The organism is Paraburkholderia suaedae (assembly GCF_040812055.1).
GTDB lineage: Bacteria > Pseudomonadota > Gammaproteobacteria > Burkholderiales > Burkholderiaceae > Paraburkholderia.
Window position 1 is genome coordinate 277,061 of sequence record NZ_JBFOAH010000004.1, and the last position, 16,966, is coordinate 294,026.

17 protein-coding genes are annotated in these 16,966 nt (G+C 62.1%); 11 read left to right on the forward strand and 6 right to left on the reverse strand.

Translation table 11 applies throughout. The annotated features are described in order from the left end of the window. Positions 1–15: 15 nt before the first annotated feature. Positions 16–498: a phosphonate C-P lyase system protein PhnG gene (gene phnG / locus ABQJ48_RS08545; protein WP_367837301.1), complete on the reverse strand. Its 483-nt coding sequence runs from the start codon at positions 496–498 to the stop codon at positions 16–18. A gap of 175 nt (positions 499–673) precedes the next feature. Here phnG and phnF point away from each other — a divergent pair, with 175 nt between their 5' ends. Genes phnF through phnN form a run of 3 tightly spaced genes read left to right on the forward strand, consistent with a single transcriptional unit; the run spans position 674 to position 2,735 of the window. Next, a complete protein-coding gene (gene phnF / locus ABQJ48_RS08550; RefSeq protein WP_367837303.1) occupies positions 674–1,432 on the forward strand; it encodes a phosphonate metabolism transcriptional regulator PhnF in 759 nt (252 codons plus the stop codon). Next, positions 1,429–2,181 (forward strand): DUF1045 domain-containing protein, encoded by a 753-nt coding sequence (locus tag ABQJ48_RS08555; protein WP_367837305.1) that lies wholly within the window; start codon positions 1,429–1,431, stop codon positions 2,179–2,181. The genes phnF and ABQJ48_RS08555 overlap by 4 nt, the downstream gene beginning before the upstream one ends. Beyond that, positions 2,178–2,735 (forward strand): phosphonate metabolism protein/1,5-bisphosphokinase (PRPP-forming) PhnN, encoded by a 558-nt coding sequence (gene phnN, locus ABQJ48_RS08560; RefSeq protein ID WP_367837307.1) that lies wholly within the window; start codon positions 2,178–2,180, stop codon positions 2,733–2,735. Before ABQJ48_RS08555 ends, phnN begins: the two co-directional genes overlap by 4 nt. 308 nt (positions 2,736–3,043) lie before the next feature. On the opposite strand, the gene phnE is transcribed toward phnN, so the two are convergent. The 5 genes from phnE to ABQJ48_RS08585 form a co-directional block, all read right to left on the reverse strand. Continuing rightward, positions 3,044–3,868 carry a phosphonate ABC transporter, permease protein PhnE gene (gene phnE, locus ABQJ48_RS08565; RefSeq protein ID WP_367837308.1) on the reverse strand — a complete coding sequence of 275 codons (825 nt, stop codon included), beginning with the start codon at positions 3,866–3,868 and terminating at the stop codon, positions 3,044–3,046. Further along, on the reverse strand, positions 3,865–4,830 hold the full coding sequence (gene phnD / locus ABQJ48_RS08570) for a phosphonate ABC transporter substrate-binding protein (protein WP_367837309.1): 966 nt from the start codon (positions 4,828–4,830) through the stop codon (positions 3,865–3,867). The genes phnE and phnD overlap by 4 nt, the downstream gene beginning before the upstream one ends. Before the next feature lie 50 nt (positions 4,831–4,880). Further along, entirely contained in the window at positions 4,881–5,741 is an 861-nt protein-coding gene (gene phnC, locus ABQJ48_RS08575) for a phosphonate ABC transporter ATP-binding protein (RefSeq protein ID WP_367837311.1), read from the reverse strand. Between the two features lie 415 nt (positions 5,742–6,156). After that, entirely contained in the window at positions 6,157–6,759 is a 603-nt protein-coding gene (locus ABQJ48_RS08580) for an ANTAR domain-containing response regulator (RefSeq protein ID WP_367837313.1), read from the reverse strand. Continuing rightward, entirely contained in the window at positions 6,756–7,943 is a 1,188-nt protein-coding gene (locus ABQJ48_RS08585) for a transporter substrate-binding domain-containing protein (protein WP_367837315.1), read from the reverse strand. The genes ABQJ48_RS08580 and ABQJ48_RS08585 overlap by 4 nt, the downstream gene beginning before the upstream one ends. 401 nt (positions 7,944–8,344) lie before the next feature. Here ABQJ48_RS08585 and ABQJ48_RS08590 point away from each other — a divergent pair, with 401 nt between their 5' ends. From ABQJ48_RS08590 to ABQJ48_RS08625, 8 genes are all read left to right on the forward strand, one after another. After that, a complete protein-coding gene (locus ABQJ48_RS08590) occupies positions 8,345–9,592 on the forward strand; it encodes an urea ABC transporter substrate-binding protein (RefSeq protein WP_367837316.1) in 1,248 nt (415 codons plus the stop codon). 84 nt (positions 9,593–9,676) lie between these two features. Beyond that, complete coding sequence (gene urtB, locus ABQJ48_RS08595; protein WP_367837317.1) at positions 9,677–11,287, forward strand: urea ABC transporter permease subunit UrtB; 1,611 nt, start codon at positions 9,677–9,679, stop codon at positions 11,285–11,287. After that, the gene (gene urtC, locus ABQJ48_RS08600) at positions 11,284–12,420 is read left to right on the forward strand and encodes an urea ABC transporter permease subunit UrtC (RefSeq protein WP_367837318.1); all 1,137 of its coding nucleotides are present in this window, start codon (positions 11,284–11,286) and stop codon (positions 12,418–12,420) included. The genes urtB and urtC overlap by 4 nt, the downstream gene beginning before the upstream one ends. Next, positions 12,417–13,172: an urea ABC transporter ATP-binding protein UrtD gene (gene urtD / locus ABQJ48_RS08605; protein WP_367837320.1), complete on the forward strand. Its 756-nt coding sequence runs from the start codon at positions 12,417–12,419 to the stop codon at positions 13,170–13,172. The genes urtC and urtD overlap by 4 nt, the downstream gene beginning before the upstream one ends. Before the next feature lie 2 nt (positions 13,173–13,174). Then, positions 13,175–13,879 carry an urea ABC transporter ATP-binding subunit UrtE gene (gene urtE, locus ABQJ48_RS08610; RefSeq protein ID WP_367837321.1) on the forward strand — a complete coding sequence of 235 codons (705 nt, stop codon included), beginning with the start codon at positions 13,175–13,177 and terminating at the stop codon, positions 13,877–13,879. A gap of 60 nt (positions 13,880–13,939) precedes the next feature. Beyond that, the gene (locus tag ABQJ48_RS08615; protein WP_367837323.1) at positions 13,940–14,935 is read left to right on the forward strand and encodes an acetamidase/formamidase family protein; all 996 of its coding nucleotides are present in this window, start codon (positions 13,940–13,942) and stop codon (positions 14,933–14,935) included. Positions 14,936–14,947: 12 nt separating this feature from the next. Then, entirely contained in the window at positions 14,948–15,718 is a 771-nt protein-coding gene (locus ABQJ48_RS08620; RefSeq protein ID WP_367837324.1) for an SDR family NAD(P)-dependent oxidoreductase, read from the forward strand. A gap of 135 nt (positions 15,719–15,853) precedes the next feature. Continuing rightward, positions 15,854–16,966: a substrate-binding protein gene (locus tag ABQJ48_RS08625; RefSeq protein WP_367837431.1), complete on the forward strand. Its 1,113-nt coding sequence runs from the start codon at positions 15,854–15,856 to the stop codon at positions 16,964–16,966.

Consider the following 16,966-nt stretch of genomic DNA (forward strand, 5'->3'; position numbering starts at 1 on the left):
CCGTCGCGTTTTCCATTAGTCGCCCCGCACCATCGTGAAGAATTCGACGCGTGTCGACGCGGCCTCGTCGCGGCGCGCCGCACGCTGCTCCGCCAGGCGCAAGGAGAGTGGTTCGATCATGTGTTCACGCAGAGTCGCGTGTCGTTCCGGCAACTGCAGCAGCGCATCGGCGAGCGCGGCGAGCTCAGCGCGGCGGCGGTCGCGGCCCAGATGGCATGCGACGCCAACTGGCGCGTGCCCGGCGGGTTGACGCAAGCGCAGCGTGGCGCGGGTCACGGTGGCTTCGCCGAGATTAAATGCGTCGCCGCTGCCGCCGATGCGGCCGCGCACCATCGCGAGCCCGGTTTCCGGCGGCCGCAGCCAGTCAAATTCGGGTGGGGTCGCGCCGTCCAGCGCCAGGTTCAATGCGGCTTCAAGTTCAACGCACGGCGTGTGCGCCAACACGGCCATCCATGCGCGCCGCGAGGCGGAGGAAGGTGAGGCGAAAGAGGCACTCATCGGTGTTCCTGTCGATCCAGCGAGTCATTAGTGGAGCACATATTCATCTAAACGTCTAGACGTCTATAGGTAAAATGATACTGCTTGCGCTACCTGGTTTTCATATTTCCATCACGGGTCGCGCACTACAATGCATGTCACGACGAACATTTGAACCGAAGGGAATGACAGCACCATGACATCGAACGATACCGTCGCGCCGGGCGTCCAGCTCGAACGTGGCGCAGGGGTCGCCGTGTGGAGGCAGATCGAGCAAATTCTCGCTGCCGAGATAGCGGCCAGCGGTTTCGGCGAAGATGGGCGTCTGCCGAGCGAAGGCGAGCTGGCCAGGCGTTTCGACGTCAACCGCCATACCGTGCGACGCGCGATGCTGGGGCTTGCCGCACAAGGTCTTGTCAGCGTAGAGCAGGGGCGCGGCACCTTCGTGCAGCCGGGCGCGATCGACTACACGATCGGCCGCCGTACGCGTTTCACCGAGAATCTGCGTCAGCAGCATCATGCGGCGCGCGGCGCGATGCTGTCGGCGGTGCGGGTCAAGGCTGAGCCGAACGTGGCGAAGGCGCTGGGTCTGCGTGCCGGCGCGCAGGTCTACCGGATCGAATCGTTGCATGAGTCCGACGGCGTGCCGCTCACCTTTGCGCGCAACTGGTACCCGGCTGCGCGTTTCCCGGATCTGCCTCAGGTGCTGGAGCGCACCGGCGGCATTACCAGGGCGCTGGCTGAGTTCGGTGTGGCCGACTATCTGCGCAAATGGAGCCGCATCGGCAGCGTGCTGCCCGAGCCGGAAGTGGCGCGACGGCTGAACATCAACCGGCAGCAGCCGGTGTTGTGGGTCGAGAACGTCGATGTCGATGTGCAGGGCACGCCGATCAAATATGGCGTGACGCACTTCGCGGCCGATCGCGTGCAACTGATGGTGGAACACGACGTATGAGCACGGCTGCCCGGGTGGTCAATGAAGCGGTCGAATGGTCGGCCGACGCGCGTTTTGCGGTCTATTACGCGCCGTCGCGCGCGTCCGGCTGGTGGCAGGCCGGCTGCGAATGGCTGGGCGGCGATGTGGAAAACGGCGTCGCGTACACGCCACCGCAGCCCGACACGCTCGCACGCGCGGTAAGCGAACTCATCGGAACGCCGCGTCGCTATGGCTGGCATGGCACGCTGGTCGCTCCTTTTCGTCTGACTGACGGCGTAAGCCCTGGCGAGATGCTGGATCAGGCGCGCCGCTGGTCGCACCGGCAGCGGGCTTTCGTGTTGCCGGTGAAAGCCGCGACACTTGGGGATTTCGTCGCACTGCAGCCCGCGACTTCCGCTGGGGAAGCTGACATGCGTGCGCTCGCGTCCGATGCGCTGCGCACGCTCGGCGGGTTGCGTGCGAAGCCGTCCGCCGCCGAGCGTGCGCGACGTCTGGCCGCGCCGCTGACGGAACGTCAGCGTTCGTTGCTCGTCGAATGGGGTTATCCATACGTGTTCGACGAATTCCGTTTTCATATGACGCTGTCCAACTCGCTCGACGCAGCGGATGAGCGCGCGGCGCTGGTCGCCTGGTGGCAGCAGCGGATTACGCAACTCGGTCCGCTGGTTGTCGACAGCGCAGCGCTGTTTGTCGAGCCTGCACCTGGCCAGTCCTTCGTGCTGTGGCAGCGTTTACCGTTTCAGAACGCCGACGTGGAGAAGCAATGAACGGCTGTTTGATCTATGTGATGGGTCCGTCGGGCGCGGGCAAGGACTCGGTGCTTGGCTTTGCGCGTGATCGCGTGAAGAGTGAACCGATCGTGTTTGCGCATCGTTACATCACGCGGCCGAGCGGCAATGGCGAGCAGCACGTTGCGCTTACCGCCGAAGAATTCGAGTTGCGCTCGGCGCTCGGTCTCTTTGCGCTCGACTGGTCGAGCCACGGGCTGCGTTACGGCATCGGCATCGAGCTCGATACGTGGCTCGCGCGCGGCTGCGCCGTCGTCGTCAACGGCTCGCGTCAGCATTTGCACCGCACGCTCGAACGCTATCCCGCCACAAATGTGGTCCATATCGACGCCGCGCCTGAATTGCTGGAGGCGCGTCTCGGCAGGCGTGCACGGGAGAGTGCGGAACAGGTAGCGGCAAGGCTCGCGCGCCGCGCGCCGTTCTCGCTGCCGGATGGCGTGCGCCTGACCACCATCGACAATTCCGGCGCGCTCGAAGATGCCGGCCGCGCGTTCGTCGAGCTGGTGCTCGAAGTGGCGGCTAAGGAACTTTGATGGGCCGTGCTCCGACGGGGAACCAGCGGCGCGGCAAAGTTTTGTATCGGATAAGAACGTGACTGGTGACGGCAATTGGGCGTCGTTCCGGTCGCGCTCGCAAGCGCGTGGTCATTCGAATAGATTGCACGTCGCCGGGTCACGCGTTGAGGGGGCGCGCTTCCGAAGGGAAGTCGCCCGCCACCATGCCGGGCAGCGCGACGCGGATGGAAGTACTGATCGTTGGGGCCGCGGGCAAGCCGGCCGCGACAGAAGGAATAGCCGCTGCGGCGACGAGCCCCCGAGGCACGGCCGGCCCCGCTTAGTCCTCAGATGACCTTTGCGCGCAACCACGCGGAGGCCAGATCGATTGCCGTGACGACGACGATAACCATGATTAGCACGGCAGAGGTGGACGCATAGTCGAACGAGCGGATCGCTTCGTACAGCACCACGCCGATCCCGCCCGCGCCGACCATGCCGACTACCATCGCCGAGCGCACATTCGACTCGAAGCGGTACAGCGCATACGAGATCCACAAGGGCAGCACCTGCGGCAGCACTGCATAGATGATCTCGTCAAGGCTCGTCGCGCCGGTCGCGCGCACGCCCTCGGCGGGACGCGGATCGATGGCTTCCACTGCCTCGGCGAACAGCTTGGCCAGTATGCCGGTGGTGTGCACCCAGAGCGCCAGCACACCCGCAAACGGACCCAGCCCGACGGCGACGATAAAAAGCATCGCGAACACCATTTCGTTGATCGCGCGGCATGCGTCCATCAGGCGGCGCACCGGCTGTACGACCCACTGCGGCGCCATGTTGCGCGCACACATGAGCCCGCAAGGTACAGCGCACACGAGCGAGAGTACCGTGCCCCACACCGCGACCGACAGCGTCACATACATTTCGTGCAGATAGGTGCGCCACTCGGCGAAGTTCGGCGGGAAAAAGTCCTTGGCGAACTGACCCATGTTGCCGGAGTCCTCCAGCAGATCGAGCGGCCGCATATCCGCTCCGTGCCAGCCCACCCCTAGCACCGCAATAAGGGCAACCCAGCCTAGCAGAGACAGCCAGCTGCGCTTGCCCACAAGAGCGCCCGGCGGCGCGCCTACCGGGGGCGTCGGGCGCGCGGTACTCAGATCGGCCGCGCTCATTGCTTCGATGCAGCCGCGTTCAGCGCGCTCACCCTGGCATCCAGCGCGGCTAGCTGGGTCTTGCGCTCGTCGTTGGACAGATGCGTGTCGGCCTCGATCTTCTGCTTCTGCTGAAACAGCGCGATCTGGCGGACCGGCAGCAGTTGCGCATCCGACGACGCCGCAAAGCCGCTATAGCCTGTAATCGCGGCCATCACCGCCTTTTCGTGCGGGTCGGTCTTGCCGTAGTTCAGGAAGAAGGTGCGCAGCTTGTCCTTGGTAGCCTGCGGCAGGTCCTTGCGCCAGACAAGCGGGTCCGATGCGATGAGCGGCGAAGTCCACAGCACGCGCACCTGGGCGAACTTGTCCGGATGATCCTTCTTCAGCGAATCGAGCATCTCCGTGTTGTTGGTCGCAATGTCGATCTTGTTGTTGACCACAGCCAGCAGATTCGCTTCATGGCTCGACGGTAGCACTGCCTTGAACGAGGTATTCACCGGCGCATTGTGCTGGGAGAACAGGTAGTAGCCGGGAATCAGCGTGCCCGACGTCGAATTGGGATCGCCGAAGCCGAGCGTCACATCCTTCGTATTCTTGAAGACGTCGTCGAGGGTCTTGAAGCGGCTGTTCACGTTGGTGATCAGCACCGACTTGTAGCCCGAGTCGCCGTTCGCATAGGTGACCTTGGCAAACACCTCGCCGTTGGCGCGATCCACGGCTTCCATCGCCGACGCATTGCCGAAGTAACCGACCTGCACCTTGTTAAAGCGCATGCCCTCGATAATGCCGGCGTAGTCAGTCGCGAAGAACGCCTTGACGTGCAAACCGGTTTGCTTGCTCATGTCGTCGACAAGCGGCTGCCAGCGCTGCGACAGCACCGTGGACGAGTCGGTCGAGATGATGCCGAGATTGATATCTTCGGCGTGGGCAGTGACGCACGCAAGTGCAGCGGCGCCGGCGATCAGTGAGCGCAGGAATTTCATTGGGTTTGATCCAGTTGGCAAAACAGAGTGAATCGGAGCGACGCGGTATTTCAGGCAGAGTGTGCAGGATCGAGTGCAAAGGAGTATCGCGGCAACGGGGCGGAATCGGCATGTCGTTGCGCGAGGCCGTTATCGGTTTCTTCGAGCAGTTCGCGAGCGTCGTCGCCGTAGAGCCGTTTCAACAGATCGGCCGTAAGCGCGGCCGAGGCCCCGTCGTAGACGATCTTGCCGTGGCGCAGGGCGACGGTGCGAGGGCAGTACTGCATCGCAATTTCGACCTGATGCAGCGACACCAGCACGGTCAGCCCGTGATCGCGGTTCAGCGTGCGCAGCATCTCCATCACGCGGCGCGACGATTCAGGATCGAGCGACGCAATCGGTTCGTCCGCGAGGACGATGCGGGCCCGCTGCACCAGCGCACGCGCGAGGGCCGCGCGCTGTTGCTGGCCGCCGGAGAGGTTCGCCGCGCGTTCCTGTGCGTGTTCGGCAATGCCGACCTCGCGCAGCGCGGCAGACGACAGCGCCCGTTCGCTGCCTGGAAAACGGCCGGTCACGCGGCGCCACCAAGGCAGCCGCGCGAGCGCACCGATGAGCACGTTGGTCTCGACCGAAAGCCGGTTGACAAGATTGAACTGCTGGAACACGAAGCCGATATCGCGGCGAATCCGCCGCACCTCACGCACGAGGCGGCCGTTCTGCTGGATGGGGCGGCCGAGAATCGAGATCTGCGACGGCTGTGCGTCGGAGACGGTGAAACCCGCGATGTGCCGCAGCAGGGTCGATTTGCCCGAGCCGGAGGCGCCGATCAGGGCCACCATCTCGCCGGGCGCGACGCACAGATCGATATCGTCGAGAGCTTTACGGCCGTTCTTGAACGTCTTGCTGAGGCGTTCGATGTGGATTGCGTCCATGCTTACCCCGTCAATGCATCCGGCAGGCGCCGGAACGTCTGCGACATTCTAGGAAGCCTATGTGACAGTTAGGTGATGGTGCTTCATCGTCTAGATGACTATATGACAATCGACAACTTGCAGATTCGCTGAATGTGGGCTCGTCCCAGAGCTGTCGCGCTTGTGCGCAAGCGGCTCCTCAAGCGACTGCCCGCAGATTTTTGTCTCATTCGGCTGATTGTCCGGCCCTCGACGTACACCATCTGCGTGCATCGGGGCGTCCGCTTCTCTAACCACGGATGCTTGCCGCCATCGACCTGGATCAATGCGCCAGGGTCGCACGCGGTGCGCGCGGGATGATAGACCGTGTTCGGTGGTCGCTGCCGGCGCAAACTCCGAACTCTCATTGCGCCTGCGCGACGTCACCCTGTCGACGTTAGAAACTCAGGGTTTGATGTGCCTTGACGATGTCGCCGGCCACTGTCTCGATCTGTTCGCGCATCAGCATGGCTTTGGAGCGCAGCAGTTGATACGCATCTTCTTCAGACAGGCCGCGGGAGTCCATTACGATCCGCGTGGCTTGCTGGATCACCCGAACCTTCGCCTGTTTCTGCTCGAGCCGCTCGATGTATCGTTCGCGCGCGCGGGATGCCTTGAATTGCGTGAGCGCGACGGCGATGGCGGTCAATAACCCAAACGAGCGAACCGGCGACGGTATCGTCGCGAACGCATTCAACTGCAGCACCGCTTCGATGATGATCGGATTTTCGTAGGTCACGACCGGAATCACCGGCGGCGAGGTGCTGGTTCCGAGCCACGGATAATCGACTGACAGCACCTCAGGACGCATCGCCATGACGACGAGGCCGGTGTCGGGAGGCAGGCTGTCGAGGCGCGGCCAGCATACCTGCACGTCACAGCCGATACGCTGAAGCTGCGCGAGCAATTCATCGCCATCCTGATCCTGCGGATGAATCACAACGACTTTTAGCGAACGCAGGTCGCGCAGGATCGCCGGTGTCTGCGCGGTCCGCTTCATCGATCCGCTCCCGCGCGTGCAAGTTGAGGATGCGCGTGCGAGGTCCACGCTGGCGTGCTGTGAGAGACGACGTAGGGGTCCGCCTTCACGCGTTCAGGCGCGCGTCCGATTATGTCGAAACGGCCGTGCGCGTCGACCCGGCCGATCAACGGATGCAGGTAGGTGTGGTTATTGTGCTCGTCGATACGCACGCGGCCTTGCGGCGCGTCGAACTCGAGTCCGGGCAACACGCGCAGCAACAGCGTCGGGTCGTCGGAACCGACGCGGCGGATCGCATCCGCGAGCAGATGCATCTGGAAATAGGAAGCTTCCCAGCACATGTTGGCCGGCTGATCGTCGCCGAAGCGGGCCCGATAGCGGGCGAGGGCGTCATGGTTCGCGACTGTATCCACACTCTGGAAGTACGCGGCCGACGTGATGTGTCCTTGAGCGAGGTCGTTTCCCATTACGGCGATTTCGGCTTCACTGGTCATGTGGCTGGCGATGGGCGTGCGGTACGGATCGAGCCCGACTTGCGCAAACGCGCGGTACAGATGCGGAATGCCTTCGCCGACTACCGTGGAGAAAATGAAGTCGGGTGCGAGGTGCTTGATCCGCTTTGCGACGTCGAGATAACTTTCCCACGGCGCATCGAGCGACAGATAGGTTTCGTCCACCTTCTCTCCGCCGCGTTCGAGAATCAGATCGCTCATCACCCGGTTCGACTCGTAGGGGCACACATAGTCTGAACCGATCATGCTCACGCGTGAGCCGAACTGCGTGAGCATGAAACCGGCGAGCGGCAGTGTGTTCTGATTGGGCGCCGCGCCGGTGTAGATGACATTGCGGCTGTATTCGAAGCCTTCATAGGGTGTCGCATAGAAGAGCAGCGCATTGTGCCGTTCGACAATCGGAATGACCGCCTTGCGCGTGCTGGACATATAACAGCCGACGATGACGCGAACCCGGTGTTCGAGAATCAGTTGTTCCGCGAGGTCGGAATAACGCCGCGGCTGGCATCGCGGATCCAGACAGACGAGTTCGATCTCGCGTCCTGACACACCGCCTGCGCGATTGATCTCCTCCGCCGCAAGCATGGTGGCTTGCAGTTGAGTGAGCTCCGCGGCTGACGTCACGCCGGAGCGCGAGTAGAGCACGCCAATTCTGATTGGCTCCGAGGTACGGCCGGCATCAATTCGGGTCATTCGTCAAAACCAATGGTCGCTATGTGGGGAAGTTCACTGCTTGTGCGTGTGGCACGTCGCCGGGGCGCGCGCGCACTCTTTCTGTGCGGTTTCAGCCGTTCAGCCACCCAGACTGCTTTATTTATGATGCCTTCCGCTTGGACCAGAACGCAACTGATCAATTCATATTGCGGATCACCAAGGGTTTCGCGGAACTCAACTGGATGGACTATGCACTCTGGCATAGCCATTGCTTATAGAGTCGCGCTGACTCGCCGTAATCAACGGGGGTCCATAGCATCCATTTCGCTGCTCAAGACAAAGGCGTCTCGAGCAGCACCGGCCAAAAAAGCCCGAAACCGGCATGTCTGGTTTCGGGCTTTTTGCGTTTGCGATTTCTAATCCATGTCGGAGTGAAGCAAATGAAAAGACGTACCTTCCTGTCGGCAGTGGGCTCCGGATTGGTGAGCGCTGCGGGCACTGCGCTACCTAAGGCTGCGTTTGCCGCGGGAGCCAGCGATCCGATCAAGCTCGGCTTGCTGTTTTCGCAGTCGGGCACGATGGCTAACGGCGAGTCGCTGCTAAAAGATACGGCACTGATGACGATCGATCAGATCAACGCCAAGGGCGGCGTGCTGGGGCGCAAGCTTCAGGGTGTCGTGGTCGATCCGGCGTCGGATTGGCCCATGTATGCGCAGCTCTCCAAGCAACTGATCCTGCGCGACAAATGCGCGGCGCTATTCGGCTGCTGGACGTCGGTGTCGCGCAAATCGGTGCTGCCGGTGGTCGAGTCGCAGGACAGTCTGCTGTTCTATCCGCTTCACTTCGAAGGAGAAGAGCAGTCGAAGAACGTCGTCTATCTGAACTCGCCGCCGAGCAGCTCAGTGCTCCCGGCGATCGATTACCTGATGAGTGACCAGGGCGGCGGCGCCAGGCGCTTCTATATGATCGGCAGCGACTACGTGTGGCCACGCACGATCAACAAGATGCTCAAGGGCTATCTCAAGACGAAGAACATTCCTGACTCGGCATGGCGCGAACATTACGTTCCATTCGGGCAGTCGAACTTCCAGACGATCGTGCGCGACATCAAGGATTTCGCTGCGCAACCGGGCGGCCAGGCCATCGTCGTGATGACCGTGGTCGGCGATTCGATTCCGGCGATGTTCAAGGAAGCGATCAATCAAGGCGTGCGCGCAACCGATATTCCGATCCTGGGCCTCGACGTGGTCGACAGCGATCTGGAAGGTCTCGATACGAAGCCACTGGTGGGCCACCTCAGCTGCTGGTGCTACTTCCAGAACGTCGATACGCCGCAGAATCGCCGATTCAAGAGCGACTGGAAGAACTACGTCAGCGCGCACAACCTGAAGCATCGGCCGGACATGGTCATCGACCCGATGGTGTCGACCTATCTCGGTGTCAATCTGTGGGCGCAGGCTGTCGCAAAAGCGCAGTCCACCAGCGCGGACGCGGTGCGCAAGGCGCTCGCGGGTGAGTCGATGGTCGACCCGGCGGGTTACACAGTGAAGATGGACGCTTCCACCCAGTACTTGTGGCGTGGCGACATGATCGGCTCGATCAACGCGACTCAGGGCTTCGACATTATGTGGAAGTCCAAAGACATCGAGAAGCCGGTGCCGTTCAGCCCGTTCATCGGCAAGGCCTGACGGTTCCTGTCGAATAGTCAGGCAGTAGTGAGATCGGCATACGCAAGCATGCCGATCCCCGTAGCAGATCGAATGGAAACACCCATGATCAATTTCAGGCAGATCTTGTTCGCGATCGCTTGTTTGGCGCTTGTCTGGGCCACTACCGCGAGCGCCGCGCCGGGCCGCGCTGCGATGCTCACGTCGTTCTGCGCGACGAACGGCGATAAGGCCGCTGCGCTAGAGCAACTCGTCGAGACCGGCGTGTCGGACGATACGCATGAGCGTGCGTGGGCGCGCAAGGTCGTCGATGCGATCCGTAACGGCGCGCTGGTGTGCGGCGCAGACGGTCAGGCGACGCTGCAGGGAAACCCCGCGCTCGACGCCGCGACGCTTCAGCCACGCACGAATGCGCCGGCGGATTCGCCCTATGTGCCGAGCATCGTGATGATGCGAAGGCTCGCGGTGGCGTCCGCCGAAATAGACCTCTTCTCGCCGCAGCAGGACACCCGCGCGACGGCTGCGCGGCAAGTCGACAAGTTCTTTGCATTGCTCGATCCCGCGGTCGTTGCCCGCGCGGTCAAGGCGCATCACGACCCGGACATCGCGACCATTCTCACGCTGGCTCTGGCCAAACGCGGTCTGAACAGCAATGTGAAGGCCGACCGGCTGGCGGCGATCAAGGCTGTGGCCGAGGTGCCGAGCGAAACCGCGCGCACCGCGCTGGCGAACTTTGCGGCGCAGGATTCGGTCCGCTCGGACCCGGATGTGCTGGCCGCGGTGCAGGGCGCCATTCGCAACATGGACACATGGCTGTCGCTCGGCAAGGGGTTGTCGATTCTGTTTAGCGGCTTGAGCTACGCCGGCGTGTTGTTGCTGACGGCGCTCGGCCTGTCGATCGTGTTCGGCCTGATGGGCGTGATCAATCTCGCCCATGGCGAATTCATCATGATCGGCGCGTACGCGACGTATCTCGTCGAACGTTTCATGCAGGCCTATCTGCCGGGTTGGTTCGACGCCTACATTTTCGTTGCGATTCCCGTCGCGTTCGTGATCTGCGCAGCGTGCGGCATGTTGCTCGAATTCTTCGTCATCCGGTTTCTGTATCGCCGGCCGCTGGAGACCCTGCTCGCCACCTGGGCGGTCAGCATCGCGTTGATCAAGCTGATTCAGGTGCTATTCGGCTCGCAGAATGTCGAGTTCATCACGCCCGGCTTTCTCAACGGCGGGATGCAGGTCGCGCCTGGCTTTTTCGTGACCTACAACCGCGTGTTTGCAATCGTGCTGGCCGTATTGATCTTCGTCGCAACCTTCGCCGTGGTCCGCTTCACGAAACTCGGCTTGCTGATGCGCGCCACCACGCAGCTGCGCGACATGGCGCGCTGTCTCGGCGTGCCCGCCGAGCGCGTCGATCGCATCGCGTTCGGCCTGGGCGCTGGCCTTGCGGGATTGGCCGGCGTGGTATTGACGCAGATCGCCAGCGTCAATCCGTCGATGGGCACGGGCTTCGTCGTCGACTCATTCATGGTGGTGGTGTTGGGCGGCGCGGGCAGTCTCGCCGGGACAGTCGTTTCGTCGCTCGCGCTCGGCGAGATCAACCAGTTTATCGAACCTTTCTACGGAGCGGTTGCCGCGAAGGTGGCCGTGCTTCTGCTCATCGTGCTGATTATCCAGAAGCGCCCGCAAGGACTCTTTGCATTGAAGACCCGCGTATGAACACCTTTCCCGATCCGCGCACCAGCAGCAGATTCACCTTGTCGGCATTTGCAACGAAATGGATGGGCCAGACCGTGGAGGTCGGCATCGTCCCGATGCTGGTTCTCGTGGCGCTTTACCTGCCCTTTGCCTATTTTGTGATTCCGGAGTCGAATGCACTGCATCTGTCGCTGTTCGGCATCAATTTGATCGGACAGATCATGTGTTTCGCGCTGCTCGCGCTGGCGCTCGATCTGGTCTGGGGCTATGCGGGCATCCTGAGCCTCGGGCACGGTATCTTCTTCGGCATAGGCGGCTATATGATGGCCATCTATCTGTTGAACGGCGCCTACGCCGAGACGCACGTATTGCCGGATTTCATGCAATACATGGGCGCGCACGACTTTCCCGCCGTATGGAAAATGCTCTCGCGGCTGGATGTGACAATCCTTGCCACGATCGTCGTCACCGTGCTGGTCGCCGGCGCGTTTGGCTTCGTCACGTTCCGCTCGCGCATCAACGGCGTGTATCTGTCCATCATCACGCAGGCGCTCACGTATGCGCTGATGCTGCTGTTGTTTATCAACGACGTGGGCCTTGGCGGCAACAACGGCATGACCGGCTTTACGAGCCTCGCGGGCCGCAAGCTTGCCGATACGTCCACGCAGATCGGCCTCGCGGTGTGTTCGTGCCTGCTGCTGGTAGTGGCCTATGTCGGCGTGCGCTTTCTTGCGCGCTCCAGTTTCGGTCGGGCGCTGATCGCGGTGCGCGACGACGAAGCGCGGATGCGCTTTCTCGGCTACCGCACGCATACGCTGAAGCTCATCGCGTGGTGTCTCTCCGCGGTCCTGGCGGCATTTGCCGGCATGCTGTATGTGCCGCAGGTCGGCATCGTCAACCCGACTATCGTTTCGCCGCAACTGTCCGTGGAAATTGCCGTGTGGGTGGCCATCGGTGGACGCGGCACGCTGATCGGCGCAATCGTCGGCGCGATCGTGGTCAACGGACTCAAGTTCTGGCTGACCGCGCAACTGCCAGCGGTATGGCCGTTCATTCTTGCCGCCGTAACGCTTGTGATCGTTGTCTACTTCAGCAACGGCGTCTGGGGCACCCTAAAGGCCGCCGCCAGCGAACGCCAGGGAGACGGCCGATGAACCACCCGCAACGTGCTACGGCCATCTACATCAGCGGGCTGTCTGTCAGGTTCTCCGGCTTCGCTGCTATCACCAATCTGTCGATGGAGTTTCGTTACGGCGAGATCCGCGCCATCATCGGTCCGAACGGTGCGGGCAAGACGACCTTGATGGACGTTATCACGGGAAAGACCCGGCCGGCCAGCGGCGAAGTCTTTTTGAACAAGGTCACGAACCTCGCGACGCTCGACGAAACGTCCATCGCGCGCCTGGGCATCGGCCGCAAGTTCCAGAAGCCGAGCGTGTTCGAAGCGTTGCGGGTTCGCGAAAATCTCGAACTGGCGATTCGCAACGGTCGCGGATATGCGCAGATGGTTCGCTCGCGCCTGGGCGCACAGCAAAACCGGCGCATCGACGAAGTGCTCGACACGATCGGTCTCGAGTCCGAAGGACATTGGATGGCCGGCACGCTGTCGCACGGCCAGAAGCAGTGGCTCGAAATCGGCATGCTGCTTGTCGCCGATCCGCAAGTCATTCTGCTCGACGAACCGGTTGCCGGCATGACCGATCACGAAACCGCTCGCACCGCCGAACTGATCTCGCGGCTCAGGTCGCCCGAGCGGGCGGTGGTGGTGATCGAGCACGACATGGACTTTGTCGGCGAAATCGCGGACCTCGTCAGCGTATTGCATGAAGGGCAACTGCTCGGCGAGGGTTCGATGGACAGTGTGCGCAACGATCCACGCGTGATCCAGGTTTATCTCGGACGGTGAACATGCTAAAGATTTCCGCACTCAATCAGTTTTACGGCAGCAGTCACACGTTGCGCGACGTGTCGCTGAACGTGGCCGAAGGCGCCTGCACCGTCGTACTCGGGCGTAACGGCGTGGGCAAGACGACCTTGCTGAAGTGCCTCGTCGGATTGCTGCCCGTCAAAGGTGGCGAAATCCAGCTGGCCGGCGAGCCGCTCACGCGCACGCCGTCGCATCGACGCGTGCTCGCGGGTCTCGGCTACGTACCGCAAGGACGCGAGATCTTCCCGCAGCTCAGTGTCGAAGAAAACCTGCGCATCGGCGCCTACGCGGGCGAGCGCAATCAGACCGCCAAGGGCAAGCAATTTTCCTTCGACGACGTCTTTCATACCTTTCCTGTGCTGAAGACGATGCGCCGGCGCATTGCAGGCAATCTGTCGGGGGGACAGCAGCAGCAGCTTGCGATTGGCCGCGCGCTTCTGACCAATCCAAAGTTGCTGATTCTCGATGAACCGACGGAGGGCATCCAGCCGTCGATCGTGATGGAGATCGAGGCGGTGATCCGTTCGCTCAAAGGTTCGCTGTCGATCCTGCTGGTCGAGCAGTTTTTCGATTTCGCGCAGGCGGTAGCCGACGACTATGTCGTGCTGGTGCGCGGGCAGGTTGTATCGGCGGGGCGTGGCGACCAGATGGAAGCCAATAACGTCAAAGCGCTAATTTCAGTGTGATGTGGCGTCCGGGTGGCGCCCATTCACTTCGACAACCCACAGTTGAGCAGGAACACCATGATGAAATGGCTTGAAAACTCGATCATGCACACGCGCGGCGTCGCACGCGGTGAGGTCCGCGAGACGCATGAACTTAGCGAATCCCGACAGGGCACATTTCACTACACCATCGGACCGTACTCGGCGCCGGTGATGAACGTCGCCCCAGGCGACCGGGTTGTGGTTCAGACACGGGATGCATTCGACGGCAAGATCGTCACGGAACAGGATCTGCCGAGTCAGAGGCTGCGGGTGCCGTTCCTGAATCCGCAAAGCGGCCCGATCATGATCGAAGGCGCGCAAAAGGGCGACGTGGTTGCGGTGTACATCGAATCGATGTTGCCGCGCGGCGACAATCCGCGCGGCACCTGCTGCCTGATTCCGCGTTTCGGCGCGCTAACCGGTACGGAATACACCGCAACGCTCAATGAGCCGCTGCCCGAGATCACCCGCAAGATCGACGTGGACGAAGAAGGCGTCTACTGGAGCAAGCGCGTCACGCTGCCGTACAAGCCGCATATCGGCACACTGAGCCTGTCGCCGGAAATCGACTCGATCAATTCGCTCACGCCGGACAACCACGGCGGAAATATGGACGTGCCCGACATGGGCCCGGGCAGCATCACCTACTTGCCGGTACGCTCCGCCGGCGCGCGGCTCTTTATCGGCGACGCGCACGCCTGCCAGGGCGATGGCGAAGTGTGCGGCACCGCTGTCGAATTCTCCAGCACAACCACCATCCACGTCGATCTGATCAAGGGCTGGCACATCGAATGGCCTCGCCTCGAAACCGATGAACTGCTCATGGCGATCGGCAGCGCGCGCCCGCTTGAGGACGCGACGCGCATCGCTTACCACGAACTGGTGCTGTGGATGGAAAAGGAATACGGCTTCGACCGCTGGGATGCCTACATGATGCTCAGTCAGTGCGGCAAGGTGCGATTGGGCAATTTCGTCGACCCGAAGTATTCGGTCGGCGCGGCGATCAGCAAGAAATATCTCGCACCGGCTACCTGAGGAGACGCCACCATGGATCTGAAACTCAAAGGTTTGAAAGCACTCTTGACCGGCGGCACCAAGGGTATCGGCCACGCCATCGCGCAAACGCTGGCAGCCGAAGGCGCGGACGTCGCGCTCTGCGCGCGTGACGGCGCCGCGGTCGAACAGACGGTGGCCAGCATCGTGCGGATTACGGGCGGTGCGGTCAAGGTATGCGGCGCCTCGGTCGACGTTTCGAACGGTCCGGCGTTGCAGGCCTGGACACGCGACGCCGCCGCGCAACTGGGTGGCATCGACATCGTGGTTGCCAATGTGAGCGCGCTCTCGATCGGCAACGACCTCGAATCATGGCGCAAGGAATTCGAAACCGACCTGATGGGCACGGTCAACCTGGTCGACGCCGCGCTGCCGTTTCTGGAAGCGAGCAAGGCCGCGTCCATTATCGCGATATCGAGCGTGTCCGGACGTGAAATCGACTTTGCCGCCGGGCCTTACGGGACTTTCAAGGCGGCGCTGATCCACTACGTGCAAGGCCTCGCGTATCACCTCGCGCCGAAAGGCATCCGCGCGAACGCCGTGTCGCCGGGCAACGTCTATTTCAAAGGCGGTGTGTGGGATCACATCGAACACAACGATCCGAAGCTGTTCGCGCAAGCACTCGCGTTAAATCCCAGCGGACGCATGGCGCGCCCGCAGGAGATCGCGAACGCGGTCGCGTTCGTCGCGAGTCCGGCGGCGAGCTTCGTCAGCGGGGCGAATCTTGTAGTGGATGGCGCGCTCACGCGCGGGGTGCAGCTGTAAGTGCCGCAAAGGTGCGTCACTTGAATCGATTCGACAAAAAACCAAGGAGCCTTGACGATAATGAAAAGAATATCTTCCCTTCTGACCGCCGGCCGCTCAGGCGGCGCTGCGGCTGCCCTGCTGGTATCGCTCTCGATGGCGAGCCACATGGCCATGGCCGCCGATCCGATCAGGATCGGCGTGCCCGTGGGTCTGAGCGGCGCGAACAGCGTGGTTGCTCCGTCGGTGGTTCAGGCGGCGCAACTGGCTGTCGACCAGATCAATGCGAAAGGCGGCATCCTGGGACGTCAGGTCAGCCTGGAAGTGGCCGATGACGGCAGTGGCGCGGCGGGCGCGCAAAAGGCGTTCGATTCGCTGATCTTCGAAAAAAAGGTCAACGCGCTCGTCTCGATGGAAACGAGTGCCGCGCGCAACGCAGGCCTTCCGATCGTGACGCGCGGCAAGGTGCCGTTTATCTACACGTCGTTTTATGAAGGCCGCTCCTGCAACCGTTATATGTACGTCGATGCATGGGTGCCCGACCAGCAGGTCGCGCCGATAGTCGATTACTTCATGAAGCAGCAGAAGGCCAAGACGTTCTTCCTGATCGGCAGCGACTACGCGTTCGGTCGCGGTATGCTCGACTTCACGAAGACCTACATCGAGAAGCGCGGCGGCAAGGTGCTCGGCAACGAGTATCTGCCGATGGACGGTTCCGACTGGACATCGATCATCAGCAAGCTGCAGGCGGCCAAGCCTGACGCGATCATCACCTCGACAGCGGGCGGCGCGCCGAACGTCACCCTCACCAAGCAACTGCGTGCGGCGGGCGTGACGGTTCCGTACGGCAATCTCGCCGTCGACGAGGGCACCGCCAAAAGCATGGGCGCGGACGCGCAGGGGATCTATATCTCCGGTTCGTATGTGACCAACATCGATACGCCGGCGAACCACACATTCCTCGCCGCGATGCAAAAACGCTTCGGTGCGGATCTGAAGACGCCGAACGATCTGTCAGTGCCGGAGTACGAAGCCATCTACCTGTACAAGGCCGCGGTCGAGAAAGCCGGTTCGGTCGACACCGCGAAGGTGATTCCGGCGCTCGCACAGGTTTCGTTCGACGGCCCCCGCGGCCAGATCCAGATGGACAAGCAACGTCATACGCCGCTCACGATGTATCTGGGCCAGGTGCAGCGGGACGGTTCGGTGAAGGTGATCGAATCATTTCCCAATGTCGATCCGGGTGCGCAGTGTCCGGCCTTGAAGTAA

Bases quoted from the DNA above. Each gene is read 5' to 3' on its own strand.
- phnF (WP_367837303.1), top strand. From the start codon at position 674: ATGACATCGAACGATACCGTCGCGCCGGGCGTCCAGCTCGAACGTGGC.
- ABQJ48_RS08580 (WP_367837313.1), bottom strand. From the start codon at position 6,759: ATGAAGCGGACCGCGCAGACACCGGCGATCCTGCGCGACCTGCGTTCG.
- ABQJ48_RS08625 (WP_367837431.1), top strand. From the start codon at position 15,854: ATGGCGAGCCACATGGCCATGGCCGCCGATCCGATCAGGATCGGCGTG.
- ABQJ48_RS08620 (WP_367837324.1), top strand. From the start codon at position 14,948: ATGGATCTGAAACTCAAAGGTTTGAAAGCACTCTTGACCGGCGGCACC.
- urtC (WP_367837318.1), top strand. From the start codon at position 11,284: ATGAACACCTTTCCCGATCCGCGCACCAGCAGCAGATTCACCTTGTCG.
- ABQJ48_RS08555 (WP_367837305.1), top strand. From the start codon at position 1,429: ATGAGCACGGCTGCCCGGGTGGTCAATGAAGCGGTCGAATGGTCGGCC.
- phnN (WP_367837307.1), top strand. From the start codon at position 2,178: ATGAACGGCTGTTTGATCTATGTGATGGGTCCGTCGGGCGCGGGCAAG.
- ABQJ48_RS08585 (WP_367837315.1), bottom strand. From the start codon at position 7,943: ATGACCCGAATTGATGCCGGCCGTACCTCGGAGCCAATCAGAATTGGC.
- ABQJ48_RS08615 (WP_367837323.1), top strand. From the start codon at position 13,940: ATGAAATGGCTTGAAAACTCGATCATGCACACGCGCGGCGTCGCACGC.
- phnE (WP_367837308.1), bottom strand. From the start codon at position 3,868: ATGAGCGCGGCCGATCTGAGTACCGCGCGCCCGACGCCCCCGGTAGGC.
- phnD (WP_367837309.1), bottom strand. From the start codon at position 4,830: ATGAAATTCCTGCGCTCACTGATCGCCGGCGCCGCTGCACTTGCGTGC.
- urtD (WP_367837320.1), top strand. From the start codon at position 12,417: ATGAACCACCCGCAACGTGCTACGGCCATCTACATCAGCGGGCTGTCT.
- urtE (WP_367837321.1), top strand. From the start codon at position 13,175: ATGCTAAAGATTTCCGCACTCAATCAGTTTTACGGCAGCAGTCACACG.
- urtB (WP_367837317.1), top strand. From the start codon at position 9,677: ATGATCAATTTCAGGCAGATCTTGTTCGCGATCGCTTGTTTGGCGCTT.
- phnG (WP_367837301.1), bottom strand. From the start codon at position 498: ATGAGTGCCTCTTTCGCCTCACCTTCCTCCGCCTCGCGGCGCGCATGG.
- phnC (WP_367837311.1), bottom strand. From the start codon at position 5,741: ATGGACGCAATCCACATCGAACGCCTCAGCAAGACGTTCAAGAACGGC.
- ABQJ48_RS08590 (WP_367837316.1), top strand. From the start codon at position 8,345: ATGAAAAGACGTACCTTCCTGTCGGCAGTGGGCTCCGGATTGGTGAGC.